This is a genomic window from Streptomyces sp. JLBG701 (assembly GCF_058544905.1).
This window is the reverse complement of the sequence record NZ_CM178588.1, coordinates 9587291-9606987: the sequence shown is the minus strand read 5'-3', so window position 1 is coordinate 9606987 and position 19697 is coordinate 9587291. Positions and strand designations below refer to the sequence as shown.

Genomic DNA, 19697 nt, shown 5'->3' with positions numbered 1-19697 from the left:
TGCGGGATCAGACCCCGAGGCCGGGAAAGACCTTGGCCGCGTTGCCGGACAGCACGGCCCGGACGGTGTCCGCCGGGAGGCCCAGCGCGCGCAGCGCGGCGACGTTGCGGGAGGCGCCGGGTACGCCGGGCCAGTCGGTGCCGAAGATCCACCGGGTGGCCAGCCTCGGCAGGTCGAACCGGGCGTAGTACTCGGGCAGTTTGCGTGGCGGCAGTCCGGCCAGGTCCAGCCAGACATTGGGCTTGGCCAGCGCGAGGAACGCCGCGGTGTCGTACCACCAGCCCCGCCCGCCGTGGGCGAAGACGAACTGCACGTCGGGGAAGTCCTCCACGGCATCGAGGAGGAGCTGTGGATCGCCGAACCGGGCGCGGGCGCCCGGGAAGCTGGAGGTGCCGGAGTGCACGACGACCGGGACGCCCCGCTCGCCGCAGAGTGCGTACAGCGGGTACAGCTCCTTGTCGGCCGGGTCGAAGCCGCCGTGTACCGGGTGCAGTTTGACGGCGACCGCGCCCAGGTCCAGCTGGCGTTCGGCCTCCGCCACCACCGGGTGGTGCAGGTGGGGGTTGACGTTCGCCACCAGCCGGAAGCGGACCGGGTTGTACGCGACGACGGGCAGCAGGTCTTCGATCGGCTGAATACCGGTGGCTCGCGGGCTGTACTCGCAGAACAGCAGCGCCCGGTCCACACCCTGAGCCTCCAGCAGAGCGTCCAGCCGCTCGGGGACGGGGTCGCCCCGCTCGTCGTAGGCATCGCGCCACGGGTGATCGCCGCTGAAGCTGTCCGCCCACTCGAACCAGGCCGGCTTGAGCGTGGACAGTCTCGGGGCGTGGACGTGCGCGTCGACCACGGTCTCGCCGTCGATCACGGTGTCTCCTTCGCTCGTGGGCTCAGCCGCGTGGCTCGTACCCGGCGACGAGCTCGGTGTCCGCGCCGGCCGGGCCGTGGCCCGCGGCGCCGCCCGGTGCGCCGATCGGTGTGTCCCGGCCCGGCAGGGGCTCGGTGAAGAACCGCTTGTTGTCGGCGACGAAATCGTTCAGCTCCAGCGGCACCCGGCGGTCCTGCGAGATCGCCTGCACGGGGCAGACCGGCTCGCAGTTGCCGCAGTCGATGCACTCCAGCGGATTGATGTAGAGCTTGCGGTCGCCTTCGTAGATGCAGTCGACAGGGCACTCCTCCATGCAGGAGCGGTCCGTGATGTCGATACACGCCTCGGCGATGACGTAGGGCATGGGCGTACGGTCCCCTTCGGAGTTACGCGACGGCCGGGACCGTCGTCGGGACGTCGGTGGAATGACCGGGGAACACCGGCTGCTCGGGATCGATGTGGTGCGCCGCGTTGTTGACGGCGGTCGCGGCCTCCCCGAAGCCGACCGCGATCAGCCGCACCTTGCCGGGGTAGTCGTTGATGTCGCCCGCCGCGTAGATCCCCGGCACGGAGGTACGCATCGCGGGGTCGACGGGGATGTGCCGTCTGTTCTCAATGTCGATGCCCCAGGCGAGGAGCGGGCCGAGGTTGGCGGTGAAGCCGAGGGCGGCGATGATCGCCTGGCAGGGCCGGTGGTGGGTCAGCTCGTCGCCGGGGGCCCGCCGGGTGATCTCGACCGCCTCGATGTTCCGGCCGTCGCCGATCACCTTCGACAGCTCGGCCTCGGTGACGATCTCCACGCCCGCGGCCCGTACGGCGGCCACGGTGGCGGGGTGCGCACGGAAGGCGTCTCGGCGGTGGACCAGGGTCACGGAAGCCGCGATCGGGTGCAGGGTGAGGGCCCAGTCAAAGGCACTGTCGCCGCCGCCGACGATCACGACGTCCTGGCCCGCGTAGTCGTCGGGCCGGCGCACGAAGTAGGCCAGCCCAGCCCCTTCGTACGCGGCCGCCGCCGGCAGCGGGCGCGGGGTGAAGGTGCCGATGCCGCCGGTGACGAGCACAGCCTTGGCCCGCACCCGCGCACCCTGGTGCGTGGTCACGACGAAGGTGCCCTCCGCGGTCCGTTCCAGCGTCTCGGCCCGGTGGCCGAGGAGGTGGTACGGGTCGTAGGGCGCCGCCTGTTCCAGGAGCCGGTCGACGAGTTCGCGCCCCCGTACCGCGGGGAATCCGGCGATGTCGAAGATCTGCTTCTCCGGGTACATGGCGTTGATCTGGCCGCCCGGCTCGGGCAGCGAGTCCAGCACGGTCACGGACAGGCCGCGGAAACCGGCGTAGTAGGCGGCGAACAGGCCGGTGGGGCCGGCTCCGACGATGAGCAGATCCGTGCGGTGATCCGCGGGGGGCGTGGACACGCACGTCCTCCTTGAGGGCAGGGAAAGTCCGTGGGAGAAGGGGAGTTGACGGTGACTCGGCGATTCGGCAGAGGGTCAGCTCGGTGCCGTCGGCGAGGACGGCGTCTCCGCCCAGGAGCCGTCGCGGGCCATCGCGCGCAGCACGTTGCGGCGGATCTTGCCGGTGGGCGTGCGGGGCAGCTCGGGCAGCCCGATCACACCGCGCGGGCGTTTGAAGGCGGCCAGGCCCTCGCGGCACCACAGCACGAGCACCTCGGGATCGACTTCACGGCCGGGCTTGGGCACCACGCAGGCGACCGGTTTGTCCAGGCCGTCCGCGTCGGGTACGCCGACCACGGCGACCTCGGCCACGTCAGGATGGGCGAGCAGACGCTCCTCCACCTCGGCGGGCGAGACCCAGATGCCGCCGGCCTTGAGCAGGTCGTTGGTGCGGCCCATGCAGGTGTAGGTACCGTCGGTGTTGCGGACGTAGGTGTCGCCGGTGCGCACCCAGTCGCCGAGGAAGACCTGGCGGCTGGTCTCGGCCCGGCACCAGTAGCCGGTGGCGGCGGACTCCCCGCGCACGTACAGCTCGCCGGGTGTGTTGTCGCCTTCGATCACACGGCCCTCGACGTCGCGCAGCTCGACCTTGTACCCGGGTACGGGTTCGCCGGAGGAGCCGGGGTGGACCCGGCCCGACCGGTTGGAGATGAAGATGTGCAGCATCTCGGTGGAGCCGATGCCGTCGAGCACCTCCACACCGAACCGCCGCAGCATTCCGTCGTACATGCGCGCGGGCAGTGCCTCACCGGCGGAGACGCCCATCCGTACGGTCGCGAAGGCGTCGTCCGGGATGTCGGTGCTCGCGAGGAGGGGCCCGAAGAAGCCGGGCACGCCGAACAGGACGGTGGCCCGGTCGCCGGCCGCTCGTTTCGCGAACAGCGTGGGGGACGGTCTGGAGGGTTCCAGCAGTGCCGTTCCGCCGGCCGCCAGCGGGAAGAACAGGGAGTTGCCGATGCCGTAGGCGAAGAAGAGCTTGGCCACCGACAGACAGCGGTCCCCGGGACCGATGCCCAGCACCTGCTGCCCGTACTTCTCGGCGACGAACTTGATGTCGATGTGCCGGTGCATGGCCGCCTTGGGCATGCCCGTGGTGCCCGAGGTGTAGAGCCACAGGGCGGGCGAGTCCGGCCAGGTCGGGTACGGCCCGTCGTGTGTACCGACGCCGCCGTCCAGCAACTGCTGCCAGGTGTGGCCCTCGACGTGACCCGGGAGTCCGGCCGTGTCGTCCCCCGTGAGGACGGCGTGCTCGACCTCCGGGGCCTGCCGGAGCGCCGCCCTGACGACCGGTCCGAACTCGGCGGAGCCCAGCACGACCCGGCAGCGCGAGTCGGTCACCAGTTTGCCCAGTTCGGGGCCGGTGAGCATGGTCGAGGCGGGGAGGGCCACGGCGCCGATGTGGAAGGCGGCGAGGATGCCGGTGAAGAGCTCCACGTCGTCGGCCATGCACATCAGGACGCGTTCCTCGGGGCGTACTCCAAGGGCCCGCAGTCCGGCCGCCACCTGGCGCACCTCGGCCGCCAGCTGCTCGTAGGTAAGGCTCTGGGCAAGGGTGACGACGGCCGTACGGGAGCCGTTGCCCTCCCGCAGGTGCCGGCCGACCAGGTAGTCCGCCGTGTTGAACACTTCGGTCATGCGGCTCACGCACCCTTAGACGAGGCGGACGTACTCGAAGTCGAACGGTTTCCCGTTGATGCCGTTGACCGGCGGCGCGACCCAGTGGGCGATCTTCCCCCGCTCGTACACCGGCTGCATCAACGACCGCACGAAGGCGAGGTCCTCGGCGGTGGGCAGCCAGTGGTGACGGCTCGCCTCCCAGGTCTGCTCGTCGACGATCGTTCCGTCCGGGGTGATGTGGTGCCCCGAGGCGATACCGACGCTCCGGTTGAAGCCGGGGTGCGGCAGCCTCAGCCGGAAGTCGATCCCGTGGTCGTCCAGGATCCGGTTCCAGCGCTTGAGGCCGTTCTCGCAGTCCGCGATGTACTCGTCACGCAGGTCCAGGTTGAGGGCGAGCAGCGCGGGGACCTCGTCCAGCGCCCAGGTGCCGTCCCCGGCCGGCTTGTCCAACAGGACGCCGTCCTCGGTGAGTTGGTGGTCGTCCTTGCGGCGCTCCTCCTGCCAGCGGCCCTTGAGCCCGGCGGTGTAGTAGTTCGCCGCGTTCGTCGAGGTCTCGCCGCCGAAGAGGTCCAGGGACACCGTGTAGTGGAAGTTGATGTACTTCTGGATGATGTCGAGCGGGATGCCGCCGCAGGCCGCGATGTCCAAGGTGTCGTGCTCGCGGATCAGTTGGGCGCTGCGGGTCACCACGCGGTCGATGCCGGTGGTGCCGACCATCATGTGGTGGGCCTCCTCCTTCAGCATGAAGGTGCAGGTCCGCGAGAGCGGGTCGAAGGCGCTCTCCTTGAGCGAGCCGAGCTGGTACTTGCCGTCCCGGTCGGTGAAGTACGTGAACATGAAGAAGGCCAGCCAGTCGGCGGTCTCCTCGTTGAACGCCCCCAGGATGCGCGGCGCGTCGGGGCTGCCCGAGTTGCGGAAGAGCAGCGCCTCGGCCTCCTCGCGGCCCTCCCGGCCGAAGTAGGCGTGCAGCAGGTAGACCATCGCCCACAGGTGCCGGCCCTCCTCCACGTTGACCTGGAAGAGGTTGCGCAGGTCGTACAGGCTCGGCGCGGACAGGCCCAGCAGGCGCTGCTGTTCGACGGAGGCCGGCTCGGTGTCTCCCTGGACGACGATCAGGCGCTGCAGGTCGGCGCGGTACTCGCCGGGCACCTGCTGCCAGACCGGCTCGCCCATGTGCTCGCCGAAGGCGACCCGGCGGTCGGGGGTGGGCTCGGCCAGGAAGATGCCCCACCGGTAGTCGGGGACGTCGACGTGGTCGAAGTGGGCCCAGCCGTCGCGGCCGACGGCCACGGCGGTGCGCAGATAGACGCCCTGGTTCTCCAGGGTCGGGCCCATCTCCCCCCACCAGTTGAGGAACTTGGGCTGCCAGCCCTCCAGCGCCCGTTGCAGCCGGCGGTCGTCGGCGAGGGCGACGTTGTTGGGGATCCTGGAGTCGTAGTCGATCTTCGTGGGCATCGGCTCACACTCGCTTCCGGTCGTAGACCGCCTTCTGACCGGTGCCGTAGCGGCGCAGGGCGCCTTCGGGGCCGGAGGCGTTGGGGCGTATGAAGATCCAGTTCTGCCAGGCGGTGAGCCGGCCGAAGATCTTGGTCTCGATCGTCTCCGGGCCGACGAACCGGTGGTTGGCCTCCATGCCGGTGAGCGCGTCCGGGCTCAGCGCGGCACGGCTCTCCAGGACGATGCGGATCTCGTCCTCCCAGTCGATGTCGTCGGGTGCGTCGGTGACGAGGCCGAGTTCGCGGGCCTGGGCGGGGGTCAGGGGGTGTCCGGCCTCGCGGTGCAGCCAGTCAAGGTGGTCGTCCTGCTGGTAGAAGCGGGACTGGAGGCGGGTGAGGCCGTTGCCCATGGGGAAGGCGCCGAAGTTCGCCTCGGAGAGGGCGAGGTGGGCGCGTGCGTCGCTGTCGGGGTCCTCGATCGGCGGGCCGTCCAGCATGTACTGCAGGTCGCAGGCGAGGGCCAGCTCCAGCAGCAGCCCGGCGAAGCAACTGCCCGGTTCGATCAGGGCGATGAGGCTGCGGCTGGTGACGTCGAGGCGTTTGAGGGTGCGCTTGTAGTAGTGCAGGAGCTCGTTGCCGAGCCAGTCCTCGGCGCTCAACAGGGCTCGCTCGTGGGCCAGTACATGCTCCGGATCCCCCTCCGTTCGCAGCACCCAGGTGCCCAGCTCGGGCTCGTTCGTCCTCAGCCGCAGGATCAGGTCGTCCAGTTCGCGGGTCATGGCCAGCAACCAGCCGTCGGCACCTTGGCTGTGCAGCGAGGTCGGGGCGTCCTCGTCGGGTCCTCGTACGGTGATCCGGACCAGGCTCAGCGGGCGGTCGTACTCCGCGCGCACGTAGCGGTAGACGATGCCGGCCTCGGTGACCTCACGCTCCAGCGGCGTCAGGGCGATGCCCCGGGCGTCCGCCGGACGGGAACTGCGTTCGGCGGCCTCCACCGCGCGCTGCTCGACGATCGTGCGGAAGTCGCGGCGTGGGACGACCTCGTCGACCAGCCGCCAGTCCACCGCCGTCTTGCCGCGTACGCCGTCGCTGCGGGTGGCGAAGAGGTCGGCGAGGTCCTTGCGGACGCGGCGCTTGTCGGTGACCCGGGTCAGGCCACCGGTGCCGGGGAGCACGCCGAGGAGTGGGACCTCGGGCAGGGCGACCGCCGAGGAGTTGTCGTCGATCAGCAGGATCCGGTCGCAGGCCAGGGCGAGTTCGTAGCCGCCGCCCGCGCAGGAGCCGTTGACGGCGGCGATGAAGGTGATCCCCGAGTACTCCGAAGCGTCTTCCATGCTGTTGCGGGTCTCGTTGGTGAACTTGCAGAAGTTCACCTTCCACTGGTGGGAGGAGCCCGCCAGCATCCGGATGTTCGCCCCGGCGCAGAAGACCTTCTCCTTGGCGCTGGTCAGCACCACCGAGCGGACCTCGGGGTGCTCGAACCGCAGCCGCTGGAGGGCGTCGTAGAGCTCGATGTCCACGCCCAGGTCGTAGGAGTTGAGCTTCAGCTCGTAGCCGGGGACCAGGCCGCCCTGCTCGTCGACGTCCATCTCCAGCCACGCGACCGGCCCGTCCGTACTCAGCCTCCAGTGCCGGTACGCGTCCGGGCTTCGGTCGAAGGACACCACCACCATGACGAGCTCCTCCTCGCGTCGGCTCGGATACCGACAGGGAAATCTTCTACAGAAGAACCTATATACGTCAAGGTTCTGTAGAACGTTGATGTATGGGTTACCGGCGCTGTGGGCCGTACGCTGCGGCGCAGCGGAAGTTGGCGGCATCGGACGTACTGCCGTGGCCCGTGTAGCGGGTAACGGAGGGCCAGCGGCACAGCGGCCGGGTGAGTTCCCCGTTGGCCCCCGTCAGGGTGTTCGGTGCCTTGCCCTCCTCGACCCACTTCACCAGCGCGGCGAGCGGATCGACCGGGGCGGCGCCGGGACCGCCGGCGCAGTGCGCGACGCCCGGGGCCATGAACAGCCGCGCGAACCGCTCGGTGCGGCTCTGTCCGCCCATCACGGCGGCCACCCGCTGGAAGTAGTCGATCGTGCCCTGCGGGAAGATCAGCTGGTCGGCCCAGCCGTGCCACAGGACGAGCTTGCCGCCCCCGTCACGGAAGGCGCGGAGGTCGGGGTCGTCGGTGCCGATCACGTCGTGGTACTCGGCCCGGGACCGGTCGAACCAGTCGGCGAAGCCGGCCATGGTGACGGTGCGCCAGTCGAAGTCCGGGTCCTTGGCCAGCCAGTAAGTGAACCAGTCGGTCGTGATCGGGAACGGCGCGGCCTGGCCGGTGGAAGTGCTGCCGGCGAGCCCGGCGAACGAGGTGCCCGGCGTCAGCCCATACCAGAGGAAGGAGCCGTTCTTGCGGCGCGGACCCTGCCAGATCTTCTTGACCACAGCCGCGTCCTCGGCGGTGATGGTGCCGCAGGACGTCTCCGTACCTATCAGCTTTGACGGGTCGAAGCGGCAGGTACGGGGGTCGACGATCCCGTCCGTGACGCCGTCCTTGCCGTCGCAGGCGGCGACGACCGCCTTGTTGACCGCTTCGAAGGTGCAGGAGCTGACGACATGGCCGCTCTCCCGCATCACGACCTGGGGCCACAGCTCCGACGGGATGAACCGGTCCCAGTTGATGGCGGGTGCCGCGGAGAGGATGCCGTCGTAGTCCTCCGGGTGGCGCTGGGCCTCCATCAGGCCCTGTCGGCCGCCGGTGGAGCAGCCGTTCCAGTACGCGTGGTCGGGGGCCTTTCCGTAGTAGGCGCCGGTCACCGCCTTGCCCTTGACGGTCATCTCGTGCACCGAACGCTGGGCGAAGTCGGTGATGAGGTCCTGCCTCATCCCGGTCGGCGACCACGCCCAGGCGCCGGACAAGGGCGATCCGGTGTGGCCGGTATCGGTTACCGCCGCGGCGTAGCCCGCTTTCGCGGCGGCGTCGGGGGGCGTGAGGACGCCTGCGTAACCGCCGCCTCCAACGCCCTGGAAGCGTCCGTTCCAGTCGTGCGCCGGGAGAGAGACCGCGATGTTGATACTGCCGGGTACGAGCAGCCGTACATGGCAGATGGCGTCCGTCTCCTCGGCGCCGGTGACGCGGGTGCCGTCGGTGAAGGTCAACTCGGTGAGGCTCGCGCAGGATCTGACCGGTTCACCGGAAGCCGGGGAGGTCGCCTGGCCGGTCGGCGACATGGCCGTGAGACCGATCGTCAGGGCCAGACCGGTCAGTAGGGCACTCAAGGAACGGCGGGTGGAGCAGGCCGAACCCGCTGTGGATGTGGGGGGTGTCATCGCCTCTGCTTCCTTCTGTTCGCGCTGTTCGTGCCTGGGGGTACGTACGTCGCGGTCAGCCCACGCCGAGAAGGCTGTGGGCCCGGTCCCGGTCCTGGCGGAACTCCGCTGTGGAACTCCGGTGCACGATGCGGCCCTTCTGCATCACGGCCACCTCGTCGGCGAGGCTGAAGGCGAGGTGCAGGTCCTGCTCCACCAGTACGGCCGCGATGCCCTCGCCGCGCAGCCCCTCCAGCACTTCGGCGACCGCGTCGACGACAGCGGGGGCGAGACCGTCCGAGGGCTCGTCCAGGAGCAGCAGCCGGGGATTGCGCAGCAGTGCCCGGCCGATGGCCAGCATCTGCTGCTCCCCGCCGGAGAGTTGGTCACCTCGGTTGCCGCGCCGCTCCGCGAGGCGGGGCATCAGCTCGTAGACCCGATCCCGCGTCCAAGGGCCGCCCTCGCCCCTGACGGCCCTGGCCGCGATGCTCAGGTTCTCTTCGACCGTGAGCGGGGTGAACACGCGGCGCCCCTGAGGCACGATCGCCACCCCGCTGCGGGCGACCCTGTGCGCGGCCGCTCCGGCGAGTTCGCGGCCGTCCACGCGGATGCTGCCGGAGTACGGCTTGAGCATCCCCATCACCGTATGGACGAAGGTGGACTTGCCGACGCCGTTGCGTCCGAGCAGCGCCACGACGGCGCCGGCGGGGACGGTGAGGTCGACGCCGTCGAGCACGGTCGTACCCGCGTATCCCGCGCGCAGCCCACGCACGCTGAGCAGTTCGGTCATCGCGGTCCTCCGGTGTCGGCGAACAGGTCCTCGGTCCTGGCCGAGCCGAGATAGGCCCGCCGCACCGCCGCGTCGGCCCGGATCTCCTCCGGCGACCCGGAGGCGAGGACCTTGCCCAGGTGCAGCACGGTGATCCGGTCGGCCAGCCGGAACACCACGTCCAGGTCGTGCTCGACGATGAGGACGGTCAGGTGCTCGGGAAGCTGTTCCAGGAGGGCCACGAACCGTTCGGTCTCGGCTGCGGACATCCCCGCGGTGGGTTCGTCGAACATCACCAGGGAGGGTTCGGCGGCAAGCACCATGGCGACCTCAAGCTGTCTCCGCTCGCCGTGGGACAGCGCGGCCGCCTTGTCCCGCATACGGCCGGACAGCCCGACCGAGTCCAGATGGCGCCGCACCTCGGCCTCGGTGTGCCGGAAGCGCCGTGCCGCCCGGTCGAACCGGTGGGCCACCCCCTGGACCCGCTGCACCGCGAGGGCGACGTTGTCCAGCACCGAGCAGTCGAGGAACAGGCTGGAGTGCTGGAAGGTGCGCACCATGCCGCGCCGGGCCCGCTCCGCCTCCGGCAGTGAGGTGACGTCCTGCCCGGCCAGCACGATGCCACCGGCGGAGGCCCGGAGTGTCCCGGCCACCGTGGCGAACAGCGTGGACTTGCCGGCGCCATTGGGACCGATGAGCGCGTGCCGCTCGCCCCGGGTGATCGCCAGGTCCACCTGGTCGACGGCGGTCAGCGATCCGTAGGAACGGGTCAGTCCGCGCAGTTCCAGGAGAGTGGTCACGACGGGTTCTCCTCCCGGCTCCGGCGACGAGCGCGGCCTAGGTTTCTCAGACGGGTCCCGATTCCCGGGCGGGCACCGGTGAGGCCCGCCAGACCGCGCGGCAGGAGGAAGACGACGGCGACGAACACCGCGCCCAGCACCAGCGGGCCATGGCCGCCGATCGACGCGGAGAGGTTGTCGCGGACGTACAGGACGAGCGCCGCGCCGAGACACGGGCCCCACAGGCTGCCCGCGCCGCCGATGACCACGCTGAGCAGCGCCAGCGCCGCGACCTCGAACCCCATGTCCCCGGGCGAGACGAAGCGGGCCTGCTGCGCCCACAGGGCGCCGCCCACTCCGGCGACGGCTCCCGCCAGACAGAAGACGCCGTACCGGGCGAGCGCGGGGCGGTAGCCGAGGGCCCGCATCCGGGCCTCATTGTCCCGGATGCCCCGCAGAGTCCGGCCGTAGGGCGAACGGACCACCAGCGCGACCACCGAGAACACCAGGACCGCCACGGCCAGCGCCCACCAGTACACGAACCCCGCGACCAGCAGCGGCGATCCGCCGAACAGACTGATCGGAGGCATCCCGGCGAGGCCGTTGCTACCGCCCACCGCCGACCAGGTGTCGGCCACCTGGTGCACCGTCTCCCCGATCGCCAACGTGAGCATGAGGAACACCAGTCCGCCCGCGCGGACGGCCACCCAGCCGGTGACCGCCGCCGCCAGCAGCCCCATCAAAAGGGCCGCCAGCACCTGCACCATCGCGTCCGACGTGACATGGATGCCGACCAGTACCGCCGTGTAGGCACCGACACCGAAGTACGCCGCCTGGCCCAGCGTGGGCAGGCCCGTGACGCCGGTCAGCAGGTCGACGGCGAGGACCAGCACCGCGAACGCCAGCATCCGGGTCATGGCAGACACCGGGTAGGGGGCGAGCATCAGCGGGGCCGCCGCGAGCAGGGCTACGACCGCGACGGCGGCCGCGGCCCTTCGGCGCTCCGGTCCCCTGACACCGGTGCCGGGCCCACTTCCGCTCTCGTCGAACGGTTCGCGTACAGGGGTTGTGTCGTGCGGCACGGGCGCACCGCCTTCCGCCGCCTTCACGGTCATGCGTGCACCGCCGTCCGTGCCGGGAGCAGACCCGCCGGGCGTACCAGCAGGACCAGGGCCATCGCCGCGAAGACCAGGAACGAGGCGTACTCGGGCAGCAGCGCCGTCCCGAGCGCCTGTACCTGCCCGATCAGCACGGCGCCGAGCAGTGCGCCGCGGACCGAGCCAAGACCGCCGATCACCACGACGACCAGGGCAAGCAGCAGCACCTTCTCGTCCAGGCCGGGCTGGGCCCCCAGGATCGGTCCGGCCAGGACGCCGCCGACGGCGGCCAGCGCCGCGCCCGCCGCGAAGACCCCGACCAGCACCCGGCCCGTGTTGATGCCCAGCGCCGCCACCATCGCGCGGTCGGCGACAGTGGCGCGGATCACCGTGCCCAGCGGGCTGCGTTCCACCAGGAAGTAGACGGCCACCGCCAGCACCACGCCGAACCCGATCACGAGCAACCGGTAGACGGGGTACGTCTCGCCCAGCACCGTGACACTCCCGGCGACCGGCGAGGGTGCGGCGATGGAGTGCACGTCGTTGCCGAAGGCGAGCGACAGGACCTCGGCGACCACGAGCGCCACACCGAGCGTCAGAAGGGCCTGGTCGAGATGGTGGGAGGTGGCCCGCGTCAGGCCGGCCAGCAGACCTCCGAGAAGAGCACCGGCGGCCGCGGCGGCCACCACGGCCAGGACGAAGGCTGCCACGCCCGAGCCGTCGGACACGAGCGCCACCGCCACATAGGCACCGACCAGGTAGACCGCGCCATGGGCGAGGTTCAGCACGTCCATCATGCCGAACACCAGGGACAGACCGAGCGCGATGGCGAAGAGCAGGGAGCCCATCGCCAGCCCATTGAGGACACTCACCAGATGCGTCGTCATACCGGGCGCGCTCAGTCGAGTTCGCCGACGACCGCGTTGACGGCTGTGGCTCCGTCGGCACGGACTTCGCGCAGGTAGTAGGTCTGCTCCGGGTTGTGGTCGGCGCCGAACTTCCAAGCGCCCCGGGGGCTATCTATCGAGCCGACCGCGCCCAGCGCCTTCACCAGCGCGTCGCCGCTGTCGCCGCTCGCCTCTGCCAGCGCCTTGTCGAGCACGGCGGCGGTGTCGTAGCCCTGCACGGCGTAGACCGTCGGGGCCTTCCCCGCCGCTGCCTGATAGTCGGCCACGAACTTCTTGTTGACCGGTGTGTCCAGCTCCGTCGAGTAGTGCAGGGAAGTCTTCACGCCGACCGCGGCCTTGCCCTGCGCGGCGAGCACCCCGCCCTCGGTGAGGAACCCGGTGCCGTACAGCGCCGTCTTGCCTGCGAGCCCGAACTGCTCGTACTGCTTCACGAAGCTCACCGCCTCCGCGCCCGCGTAGAAGGCGAAGACGGCCTCGGCACCGGACTCCCGGATCGCCGAGAGGTAGGGCTGGAAGTCCTGCGTCTTACCGAAGGGCGTGTACTTCTCGCCCGCGACCTTGCCTCCCGCCCCCACGAAGGTCTTACGGAACCCCGCGACCATCTCCTTGCCGGCGGCGTAGTCGGCCGCGATGAGATAGACACTGCCCTTGGCCTCCCCGGCGACCGCCGGGCCCAGGGCGGCGGACACGTCACCATTGCTGAAACTCGTCCGCCACACGTACTCGGACTTGCGTGACCCGGTGATGTCATCTGCCCCCGCATTCGCGACCAGCAGCGGCTTCTTCGACTCGTGGAAGAAGTCCCGCAGACCGAGCGCGGTGGCCGAGTTGACCACTCCGGCGACCGCGGTGACCTGGTCCTGCGTCACGAGCTTCTGAGCTGCGGGCACTCCAGTCTGTGGGCCTTCACCCTCATCGGCCGTCACGAGGTCGACCTCGCGTCCGCCGAGCTTGCCGTCGTGCTGGTCGAGATAGAGCCCGAAGCCCGCCTTCATGTCCTCGCCGAGCGGCGCGTAGACGCCCGACAACGGCACCAGCAACCCGATCTTGACCTTGCCGCCGGACCGGCCCTCTGCCGTTTCACTCCCGGTGGACTCGCCGAGACTCGACCCACAACCCGCCAGCACCAGGGCGCTGACGGCGAGTCCGGCGACAGTTCTGGACAACGAGAACGCAGAGACAGCACCCATGGCAGCTCCTGAGGTGGGCCCGGGGCGAAAGGGTTGGGCCAGAATCTACAAGTTCTCAGCGCAACGTCAATACTCTGTAATAGATTGGGTTGGCATCGGTATGCCGCGGCCACCAGCACAGTTCCTCAAGCCGGAGCTGTCGGAGACCTGACCGATCACAAGGAGACGGCCGACTGCCTACGACGGGCCCGATCCGCATTCATCAAGGCCTCAGGCTTCACGCCGCCGGTTCGGTGACGCGACGGCGCCATTGTTGACCTGTAACCAACCTTGATCTGCGACTCTGCGATTTCCTGGCTGCACCAGCCGCATGCAGCCAGGAAATCGCCATAAAGAAGCTAAATCGGTCACCCGTTGCAAATCATCGATGCTGCAGCGACGCGAGCTGTAGGCGAAGAACAGAAGGCACGGCGGCACCTTCCACTGAGGTCGACCATCGAGGCGTAGTCAGATCAACCCTCTGAACAGGCCGTTTACATCGAACCTTCCGTGAGGCGGAAGCAGTGTTGCGCCCCCATGACGCCCTTCCGGACGATGTCGCCATCGCCCAACGACGGGAGCCGCAGCCATGCCTCACATGACCGCCTTCGCCAGGAACCAGTGGTACGTCGCCGCCTACAGCCACGAGGTCGGGCGCGAGGGGCTGCTCGGTCGGACCATCCTCGGTGAGCCGCTCGTCTTCTACCGCACCGAGGACGACGGGACGGCCATCGCCCTGCACGACCGCTGTGTGCACCGCCGGTTCCCGCTGTCCGAGAGCCGTCTCGACGGCGACAGGATCGTGTGCGGCTACCACGGTTTCACGTACGACCAGACGGGCGCGTGCGTGTACGTGCCGGGGCAGAAGCGCATCCCGCGTACCGCCCGCGTCGCCTCCTACCCGGTGGTCGAGCAGGACTCCCTGATCTGGGTGTGGATCGGCGACCCGGCCCTCGCCGACCCGGGGACCATCGCCCGGGCCCGGCACCTCGACGACCCCGACTGGGTCACCGTCCGCGGCATGGAGCCCATCGACTCCGACTACGGACTCCTGGTCGACAACCTCCTCGACCTCTCCCACGAGACGTATCTGCACGGCGGTTACATCGGCAGCCCCGAGGTCGCCGAGACGCCGATCACCACCGAGGTCGACGAGGGCGCGGGGATCGTCCGGGTCAGCCGGCACATGGACGACGCCGAGTGCCCGCCGTTCTATGCCCGTTCGACCGGCATCGAGGGCCGGATCACCCGCTGGCAGGACATCGAGTACCACGCGCCCTGTCTGTATCTGCTGCACAGCCGTATCGCCCCGGTCGGCGTGCTCCCCGAGGCGGACGGCAGCGATCCGAACGGCTTCCACACCGAGATCACGTACGCGATCACGCCGTCGTCCGACGGCAAGGTGTACGACTTCTGGGCCGTCTCACGCGACTGGGCGACCGACGACGCCGAGGTCACCGAGTTCCTGCGGAGCAACAACCACACGGTCGTGATGCAGGACGTCGACGCGCTCAACCTCCTGCAGAAGACGCTCGGCACCGAGCGCACCGGCTACCAGGAGCTGAGCATCAACATCGACACCGGTGGCCTCGCGGCCCGCCGGATCCTCGCCCGGCTGGTCGAGGAGGGCGACAAGCCCATGGAGAAGGTCCTGTGAGCAGGCTCTTTTCCGATACGCCGCGTGAGATCTACCGCGTCGACTGGCTGCCGGGCACCGACATCCTGCACGGCACCTGTCACTGCGGCGCCCAGCACACCGCGCAGGACCCGATCGAGATGTGGGAGTGGATGCTCGGCCACCCCGAAGGCCACGCGCCCGACGGGCACTCCCCCAGCGAGCCGCGAGGGAACAGCTCATGACCGTGTACGAAGCCGAACTCGTCGTCGAGCGGCGGGAGTTCGCCGCCGACGGCGTGCTCTCCCTCATCCTGCGTCATCCGCTGGGCGAGGAACTGCCCGCCTGGGAGCCGGGCGCCCACATCGACGTCGTACTCGGCCCGGAGCTGGAGCGGCAGTACTCGCTGTGCGGCGATCCCGCGGACCGCACCGGCTGGCGGATCGCGGTGCTGCGGGAGTCGGAGGGGCGCGGTGGATCCGCCCATGTGCACGAGCAGTTGGGGCAGGGCGACAAGGTGCGGGTGCGCGGGCCGCGCAACCACTTCGCCCTCGCGAACGCCCCCCGCTACCGCTTCATCGCCGGCGGCATCGGCATCACCCCGATCCTGCCGATGCTCGCCGCCGCGGAAGCCTCGGGCGCCGAGTGGACCCTGCTCTACGGGGGCCGCTCCCGTGAATCCATGGCGTTCACCGAGGAGTTGAGCCGCTACGGCGACCGGGTCACCGTCGCTCCCCAGGACGAGACCGGGCTGCTCGACCTGGCCTCCGTCCTCGACGGCGTCCCGGACGGCACCCTTGTCTACTGCTGCGGTCCCGGCCCGCTGCTCGACGCGGTGGAGGAGCGCTGTCCGTCGGGGATCCTGCGTGTCGAGCGGTTCCAGCCCAAGGAGCAACAGACGGGCGACGACACCGAGTTCGAGGTCGTGCTCCACCGCAGCGGGCGCACTCTGACCGTGCCCCCTGACGTCTCCGTGCTCGACACCGTGCGCGCCGCCGGCGTCGAGGTGCTCTTCTCCTGCACCGAGGGCACCTGCGGCACCTGCGAGACCGATGTCGTCGAGGGCACTCCGGACCACCGGGACTCGGTGCTCTCGGACGAGGAGCGGGAGGCCGGGGAGACGATGCTCATCTGCGTGTCGCGATGCCGTGGGAAACGGCTCGTGCTGGACCTGTGATCCGCAGATCGGCGTCGATTCGGGCGACGGTCGCCAGCAGGTGGGGCAGCAGGTCGCGGCGTACGGACTCGACGGAGTTGCGGCCCGCGTGCACGGCGATGTTCACGGCCGCGACCACCTCGCCGTCCCGGTCCCGCACCGGGGCGGCGACCGACCGGAGCCCCTCCTCCAACTCCTGGTCGACGACGGCGTACCCCTGACGGCGGGCGCGGCGGAGTTCCCCGCGCAGGGCGTCCACCGAGACGATCGTGCGTGCGGTCAGGGGGCGCAGTTCCGCGCGGGCGAGCCGGGCGTCGACCTCATCGTCCGGCAGATGGGCGAGGATCACCCGGCCCACGGAGGTGACGTGCGCCGGGAAGCGCGTCCCGACGGTGATGGACGCGGTCATGATGCGGCTGGTCGGGACGCGTGCCACGTACACGATGTCGTCGCCGTCCAGGACGCACAGCGACGACGACTCCCTTACCTGCGCGACGAGTTGCTCAAGATGCGGTTCGGCGATCTCCGGCAGGGTGAAGCTGGAGAGGTAGGAGTAGCCGAGCTCCAGCACGCGCGGGGTCAGCCGGAAGAGCCGGCCGTCGGTGTGGACGTAGCCGAGGTCGGCGAGGGTCAGCAGGAAGCGGCGGGCCGCCGCTCGGGTCAGGTCGCAGAGACGGGCCACCTCGCTGAGCGTGAGCGCCGGGTGTTCCGCGTCGAAGGCGCGGATGACGGCGAGGCCGCGCTCGAAGGACTGGACGAAGTGCGGTGCGCGGGGCGAGGCGGGCATCGTTGCCTCCGGAATGACGCACGAACGTACGCTGTGCGCACGCTATGAGTGCGGATCTAGAAGTGTCAACGGCCCGTCCCTCGCAACGTTAACGACCTGTGTCTACCTAGGCATTGACCATGACTCCGGCGGGGCTCTACGTTCCCGCTGAGCACATTCGTGCTGTCTGCGCACAGCCTGTCGGAGCACCATGTTCGGTCCCACAGGGGGAGCCATGCGTCATCGTCTTTTCATCGGCCTGACAGCCGCGATCGTCCTGGCCGCCGCATCGGCGTGCGGCTCGTCCGAGAGTAGTGACAGCTCGGGCGCCGACAACACCGCCTCGTCCGGCGGCACCACCACCATCAAGGTGGGGATCATCCCCATCGTCGATGTCGCACCCCTCTACCTGGGCGAGAAGAAGGGCTTCTACAGCAAACGCGGCCTGAAACTGGACATTTCACTCGCCCAGGGCGGCGCGGCGATCGTGCCGGGTGTGGTGAGCGGTCAGTTCCAGTTCGGCTTCTCCAACATGACCTCGCTGATGGTCGCCCAGTCGAACGGCGTGGCCGTGAAGGCCGTTGTCAACGGCATCGCCTCAACGGGCGTGCAGGGCAAGGACTTCGGCGCGATCATGGTGAAGAAGGACAGCGCCATCAAGTCCGCGAAGGAACTTGAGGGCAAGAAGGTCGCCATCAACACCCTCAAGAACATCAACGAGACCGCGGTGCGCGAGTCGGTGCGCAAGGACGGCGGCGACCCCGACAAGGTCAACTTCGTCGAGCTCGCCTTCGACCAGATGCCCGCCGCCCTCGACAGCGGCCAGATCGACGCCGCCATGGTCGTCGAACCCGCGCTGGCCACGATCAAGAGCCAGGGCGGCGTCGAGATCGCCTCACCGCTGGTCGACGTCGCGGAGGGCCTCACCGTCGCGATGTACTTCACGTCGACGCAGTACGAGCAGCAGAACGCCGACATCGTGAAGAAGTTCCAGGAGGCGACCGCCGAGTCCCTCGCGTACGCCGACTCCCACCCGGACGAGGCCCGCGAGATCGTCACCACGTACACGAAGATCCCGGCGGACGTGCTGGCCCAGGTGACCCTCCCGAAGTGGCCGGCCGAGGCCAACCGCCCCTCGATCGAGGCGCTGGAGAAGCTCGGCGAGGAGGACGGCCTCTTCAAGAAGACGCCCGATCTGGACGCGCTGCTTCCGTGAGGGGCACGAACGTCGCACTCGGTGCGGCCGGGCTCGCGGCCTTCCTCGCCCTGGGCGAGGCGGTGCCGCGGCTCGGTCTGGTCAAGGAGGCCTACTTCCCCCCGACCAGCCGCATCGCCGACGCGTTCGTCCAGGAGGTCTCCGACGAGGCCTTCTGGACGGCGCTCGGCGACACCCTCACCGGCTGGGCGCTGGGCCTGGTGATCGCGGCCTGCGCCGGCATCGTGGTGGGCGTCCTCGTCTCCGTCGTCCCGTATCTGCGCGAGGCGACGGCTTCGACGATCGAGTTCATGCGCCCGATCCCGTCGGTCGCGCTGATCCCCCTCGCGGTGCTGCTGTACGGCACCGAACTCCGCTCGGTCCTGCTCCTCGTCGTGTACGCCTCCTTCTGGCAGATACTGATCCAGACCCTGTACGGCGTCCAGGACGTCGACCCGGTCGCGGAGGAGACGGCACGGTCGTACGGCCTCGGCACCTGGGCGCGGATCCGGCACGTGCTGTGGCCGACCGCGCTGCCGTACGTCATGACCGGCATCCGGCTGGCCGCGGCCGTGGCGCTGATCCTGGCCATCACCGCCGAACTGGTCATCGGCGCACCGGGGCTGGGCGCGCGGATCGCCGTCGCCCAGACCTCGCAGGCCGTGCCCGAGATGTACGCGCTGATCGTGGTCACCGGCATTCTGGGGCTGCTCATCAACGTCGGCGCGCGTACCGTGGAGCGACGGGCCCTGGCCTGGCACCAGTCGGTCCGCGGGGAGGTGACGGTGTGAGGCGCGTCCTGCAGCGACTGTTCTTCGTGGTCGCCCTGCCCATCGTGCTGGTCGTGGTCTGGTGGCTGAGCTCCGACGGCAGCACGGACCCGTTCTGGCCGCCCCTGCGCACCATCCTGACGACCTTCCCGGACGTATGGACCGGCGAGCGCCTGCGTGAGGACGTCCTGCCCAGCGTGCTGCGCCTGACAAGTGGTTACGCGCTCGCGGCCGTCGTCGGCATCGGGCTCGGCACGGTCATCGGCTCCTACCGGCGGGTCCGCGCGGTGTGCGAACCGGTGCTGGAGTTCCTGCGCGCGGTGCCGCCGCCGGTACTCGTCCCGGTCATCATGCTGTTCGCGGGGATCGGCGACACGATGAAGGTCGTCGTGATCGCGAGCGGCTGCGTGTGGCCGATCCTGCTCAACACCGTCGAGGGCGTACGGGCCGTCGACTCGGTGATGGCGGAGACGGCCCGCTCCTACGGCATCAAGGGCGTCGCCCGGCTGCGGAAGGTGGTCCTGCGCTCGGCGAGCCCGCAGATCTTCGCGGGCCTGCGCCAGGCGCTGTCCATCGGCATCATCCTGATGGTCATCAGCGAGATGTTCGCCGCCAGCAACGGCCTCGGCTTCACCATCGTCCAGTTCCAACGCGGCTTCGCCATCCCCGACATGTGGACCGGCATCCTCGTCCTCGGCCTGCTCGGCTTCCTGCTCTCCGTCGTCTTCCAGCTGGTCGAGCGGCGGGTGCTCGGCTGGTACCACGGTCTGCGCGCGTCCACCCGGCGGTCCTCGTGAAGCTCATGAA

The 19697-nt window shown here is 69.7% G+C and carries 19 protein-coding genes; 6 read left to right on the top strand and 13 right to left on the bottom strand.

Features of this window, described 5'->3' with window-relative positions; all coding sequences use genetic code 11:
* Positions 1-7: 7 nt before the first annotated feature.
* From AC5DRG_RS43950 to AC5DRG_RS43895, 12 genes are all read right to left on the bottom strand, one after another.
* The gene (locus AC5DRG_RS43950) at positions 8-865 is read right to left on the bottom strand and encodes an amidohydrolase family protein (protein ID WP_491805518.1); all 858 of its coding nucleotides are present in this window, start codon (positions 863-865) and stop codon (positions 8-10) included.
* A gap of 22 nt (positions 866-887) precedes the next feature.
* Positions 888-1229, bottom strand: a complete 342-nt coding sequence (fdxA, locus tag AC5DRG_RS43945; protein ID WP_491805516.1) for a ferredoxin — start codon at positions 1227-1229, stop codon at positions 888-890.
* A gap of 22 nt (positions 1230-1251) precedes the next feature.
* Positions 1252-2277 (bottom strand): NAD(P)/FAD-dependent oxidoreductase, encoded by a 1026-nt coding sequence (locus AC5DRG_RS43940; RefSeq protein ID WP_491805514.1) that lies wholly within the window; start codon positions 2275-2277, stop codon positions 1252-1254.
* A gap of 75 nt (positions 2278-2352) precedes the next feature.
* Positions 2353-3951 carry a benzoate-CoA ligase family protein gene (locus AC5DRG_RS43935; RefSeq protein ID WP_491805512.1) on the bottom strand — a complete coding sequence of 533 codons (1599 nt, stop codon included), beginning with the start codon at positions 3949-3951 and terminating at the stop codon, positions 2353-2355.
* 15 nt (positions 3952-3966) lie between these two features.
* Positions 3967-5388 carry a benzoyl-CoA 2,3-epoxidase subunit BoxB gene (boxB, locus tag AC5DRG_RS43930; protein WP_491805511.1) on the bottom strand — a complete coding sequence of 474 codons (1422 nt, stop codon included), beginning with the start codon at positions 5386-5388 and terminating at the stop codon, positions 3967-3969.
* Positions 5389-5392: 4 nt separating this feature from the next.
* Positions 5393-7042 (bottom strand): 2,3-epoxybenzoyl-CoA dihydrolase, encoded by a 1650-nt coding sequence (boxC, locus tag AC5DRG_RS43925; RefSeq protein WP_491805509.1) that lies wholly within the window; start codon positions 7040-7042, stop codon positions 5393-5395.
* Between the two features lie 97 nt (positions 7043-7139).
* Positions 7140-8687 carry a tannase/feruloyl esterase family alpha/beta hydrolase gene (locus AC5DRG_RS43920; RefSeq protein WP_491805507.1) on the bottom strand — a complete coding sequence of 516 codons (1548 nt, stop codon included), beginning with the start codon at positions 8685-8687 and terminating at the stop codon, positions 7140-7142.
* 55 nt (positions 8688-8742) lie between these two features.
* Positions 8743-9447: an ABC transporter ATP-binding protein gene (locus tag AC5DRG_RS43915; RefSeq protein ID WP_491813322.1), complete on the bottom strand. Its 705-nt coding sequence runs from the start codon at positions 9445-9447 to the stop codon at positions 8743-8745.
* A 5-nt stretch (positions 9448-9452) separates the two neighbouring features.
* Entirely contained in the window at positions 9453-10235 is a 783-nt protein-coding gene (locus AC5DRG_RS43910; protein ID WP_491805505.1) for an ABC transporter ATP-binding protein, read from the bottom strand.
* Positions 10232-11329 (bottom strand): branched-chain amino acid ABC transporter permease, encoded by a 1098-nt coding sequence (locus AC5DRG_RS43905; RefSeq protein ID WP_491805503.1) that lies wholly within the window; start codon positions 11327-11329, stop codon positions 10232-10234. Before AC5DRG_RS43905 ends, AC5DRG_RS43910 begins: the two co-directional genes overlap by 4 nt.
* On the bottom strand, positions 11326-12198 hold the full coding sequence (locus tag AC5DRG_RS43900) for a branched-chain amino acid ABC transporter permease (protein WP_491805501.1): 873 nt from the start codon (positions 12196-12198) through the stop codon (positions 11326-11328). The genes AC5DRG_RS43905 and AC5DRG_RS43900 overlap by 4 nt, the downstream gene beginning before the upstream one ends.
* Before the next feature lie 11 nt (positions 12199-12209).
* Positions 12210-13409, bottom strand: a complete 1200-nt coding sequence (locus tag AC5DRG_RS43895; RefSeq protein WP_491805499.1) for an ABC transporter substrate-binding protein — start codon at positions 13407-13409, stop codon at positions 12210-12212.
* A gap of 568 nt (positions 13410-13977) precedes the next feature.
* Between AC5DRG_RS43895 and AC5DRG_RS43890 the strand changes: the two genes are divergently transcribed.
* The 3 genes from AC5DRG_RS43890 to AC5DRG_RS43880 are packed head-to-tail and all read left to right on the top strand — an operon-like array spanning position 13978 to position 16180.
* Entirely contained in the window at positions 13978-15045 is a 1068-nt protein-coding gene (locus AC5DRG_RS43890; protein WP_491805497.1) for an aromatic ring-hydroxylating dioxygenase subunit alpha, read from the top strand.
* Positions 15042-15248 (top strand): hypothetical protein, encoded by a 207-nt coding sequence (locus tag AC5DRG_RS43885; protein ID WP_491805496.1) that lies wholly within the window; start codon positions 15042-15044, stop codon positions 15246-15248. The genes AC5DRG_RS43890 and AC5DRG_RS43885 overlap by 4 nt, the downstream gene beginning before the upstream one ends.
* A complete protein-coding gene (locus AC5DRG_RS43880) occupies positions 15245-16180 on the top strand; it encodes a PDR/VanB family oxidoreductase (protein ID WP_491805495.1) in 936 nt (311 codons plus the stop codon). Before AC5DRG_RS43885 ends, AC5DRG_RS43880 begins: the two co-directional genes overlap by 4 nt.
* On the opposite strand, the gene AC5DRG_RS43875 is transcribed toward AC5DRG_RS43880, so the two are convergent.
* Positions 16131-16946 (bottom strand): IclR family transcriptional regulator domain-containing protein, encoded by an 816-nt coding sequence (locus AC5DRG_RS43875; protein WP_491805494.1) that lies wholly within the window; start codon positions 16944-16946, stop codon positions 16131-16133. The genes AC5DRG_RS43880 and AC5DRG_RS43875 overlap by 50 nt on opposite strands.
* A 214-nt stretch (positions 16947-17160) precedes the next feature.
* Between AC5DRG_RS43875 and AC5DRG_RS43870 the strand changes: the two genes are divergently transcribed.
* The 3 genes from AC5DRG_RS43870 to AC5DRG_RS43860 are packed head-to-tail and all read left to right on the top strand — an operon-like array spanning position 17161 to position 19687.
* Complete coding sequence (locus AC5DRG_RS43870; RefSeq protein ID WP_491805493.1) at positions 17161-18141, top strand: ABC transporter substrate-binding protein; 981 nt, start codon at positions 17161-17163, stop codon at positions 18139-18141.
* Positions 18138-18911 (top strand): ABC transporter permease, encoded by a 774-nt coding sequence (locus AC5DRG_RS43865; RefSeq protein ID WP_491805492.1) that lies wholly within the window; start codon positions 18138-18140, stop codon positions 18909-18911. The genes AC5DRG_RS43870 and AC5DRG_RS43865 overlap by 4 nt, the downstream gene beginning before the upstream one ends.
* Positions 18908-19687: an ABC transporter permease gene (locus AC5DRG_RS43860; RefSeq protein WP_491805490.1), complete on the top strand. Its 780-nt coding sequence runs from the start codon at positions 18908-18910 to the stop codon at positions 19685-19687. The genes AC5DRG_RS43865 and AC5DRG_RS43860 overlap by 4 nt, the downstream gene beginning before the upstream one ends.
* The last annotated feature ends 10 nt before the right edge of the window (positions 19688-19697 follow it).

Coding starts and splice junctions, on each gene's coding strand:
- boxC (WP_491805509.1), bottom strand. CDS start 7,042: ATGGTGGTGGTGTCCTTCGACCGAAGCCCGGACGCGTACCGGCACTGG.
- AC5DRG_RS43900 (WP_491805501.1), bottom strand. CDS start 12,198: ATGACGACGCATCTGGTGAGTGTCCTCAATGGGCTGGCGATGGGCTCC.
- boxB (WP_491805511.1), bottom strand. CDS start 5,388: ATGCCCACGAAGATCGACTACGACTCCAGGATCCCCAACAACGTCGCC.
- AC5DRG_RS43870 (WP_491805493.1), top strand. CDS start 17,161: ATGCGTCATCGTCTTTTCATCGGCCTGACAGCCGCGATCGTCCTGGCC.
- AC5DRG_RS43895 (WP_491805499.1), bottom strand. CDS start 13,409: ATGGGTGCTGTCTCTGCGTTCTCGTTGTCCAGAACTGTCGCCGGACTC.
- AC5DRG_RS43875 (WP_491805494.1), bottom strand. CDS start 16,946: ATGCCCGCCTCGCCCCGCGCACCGCACTTCGTCCAGTCCTTCGAGCGC.
- AC5DRG_RS43905 (WP_491805503.1), bottom strand. CDS start 11,329: ATGACCGTGAAGGCGGCGGAAGGCGGTGCGCCCGTGCCGCACGACACA.
- AC5DRG_RS43890 (WP_491805497.1), top strand. CDS start 13,978: ATGCCTCACATGACCGCCTTCGCCAGGAACCAGTGGTACGTCGCCGCC.
- AC5DRG_RS43920 (WP_491805507.1), bottom strand. CDS start 8,687: ATGACACCCCCCACATCCACAGCGGGTTCGGCCTGCTCCACCCGCCGT.
- fdxA (WP_491805516.1), bottom strand. CDS start 1,229: ATGCCCTACGTCATCGCCGAGGCGTGTATCGACATCACGGACCGCTCC.
- AC5DRG_RS43935 (WP_491805512.1), bottom strand. CDS start 3,951: ATGACCGAAGTGTTCAACACGGCGGACTACCTGGTCGGCCGGCACCTG.
- AC5DRG_RS43880 (WP_491805495.1), top strand. CDS start 15,245: ATGACCGTGTACGAAGCCGAACTCGTCGTCGAGCGGCGGGAGTTCGCC.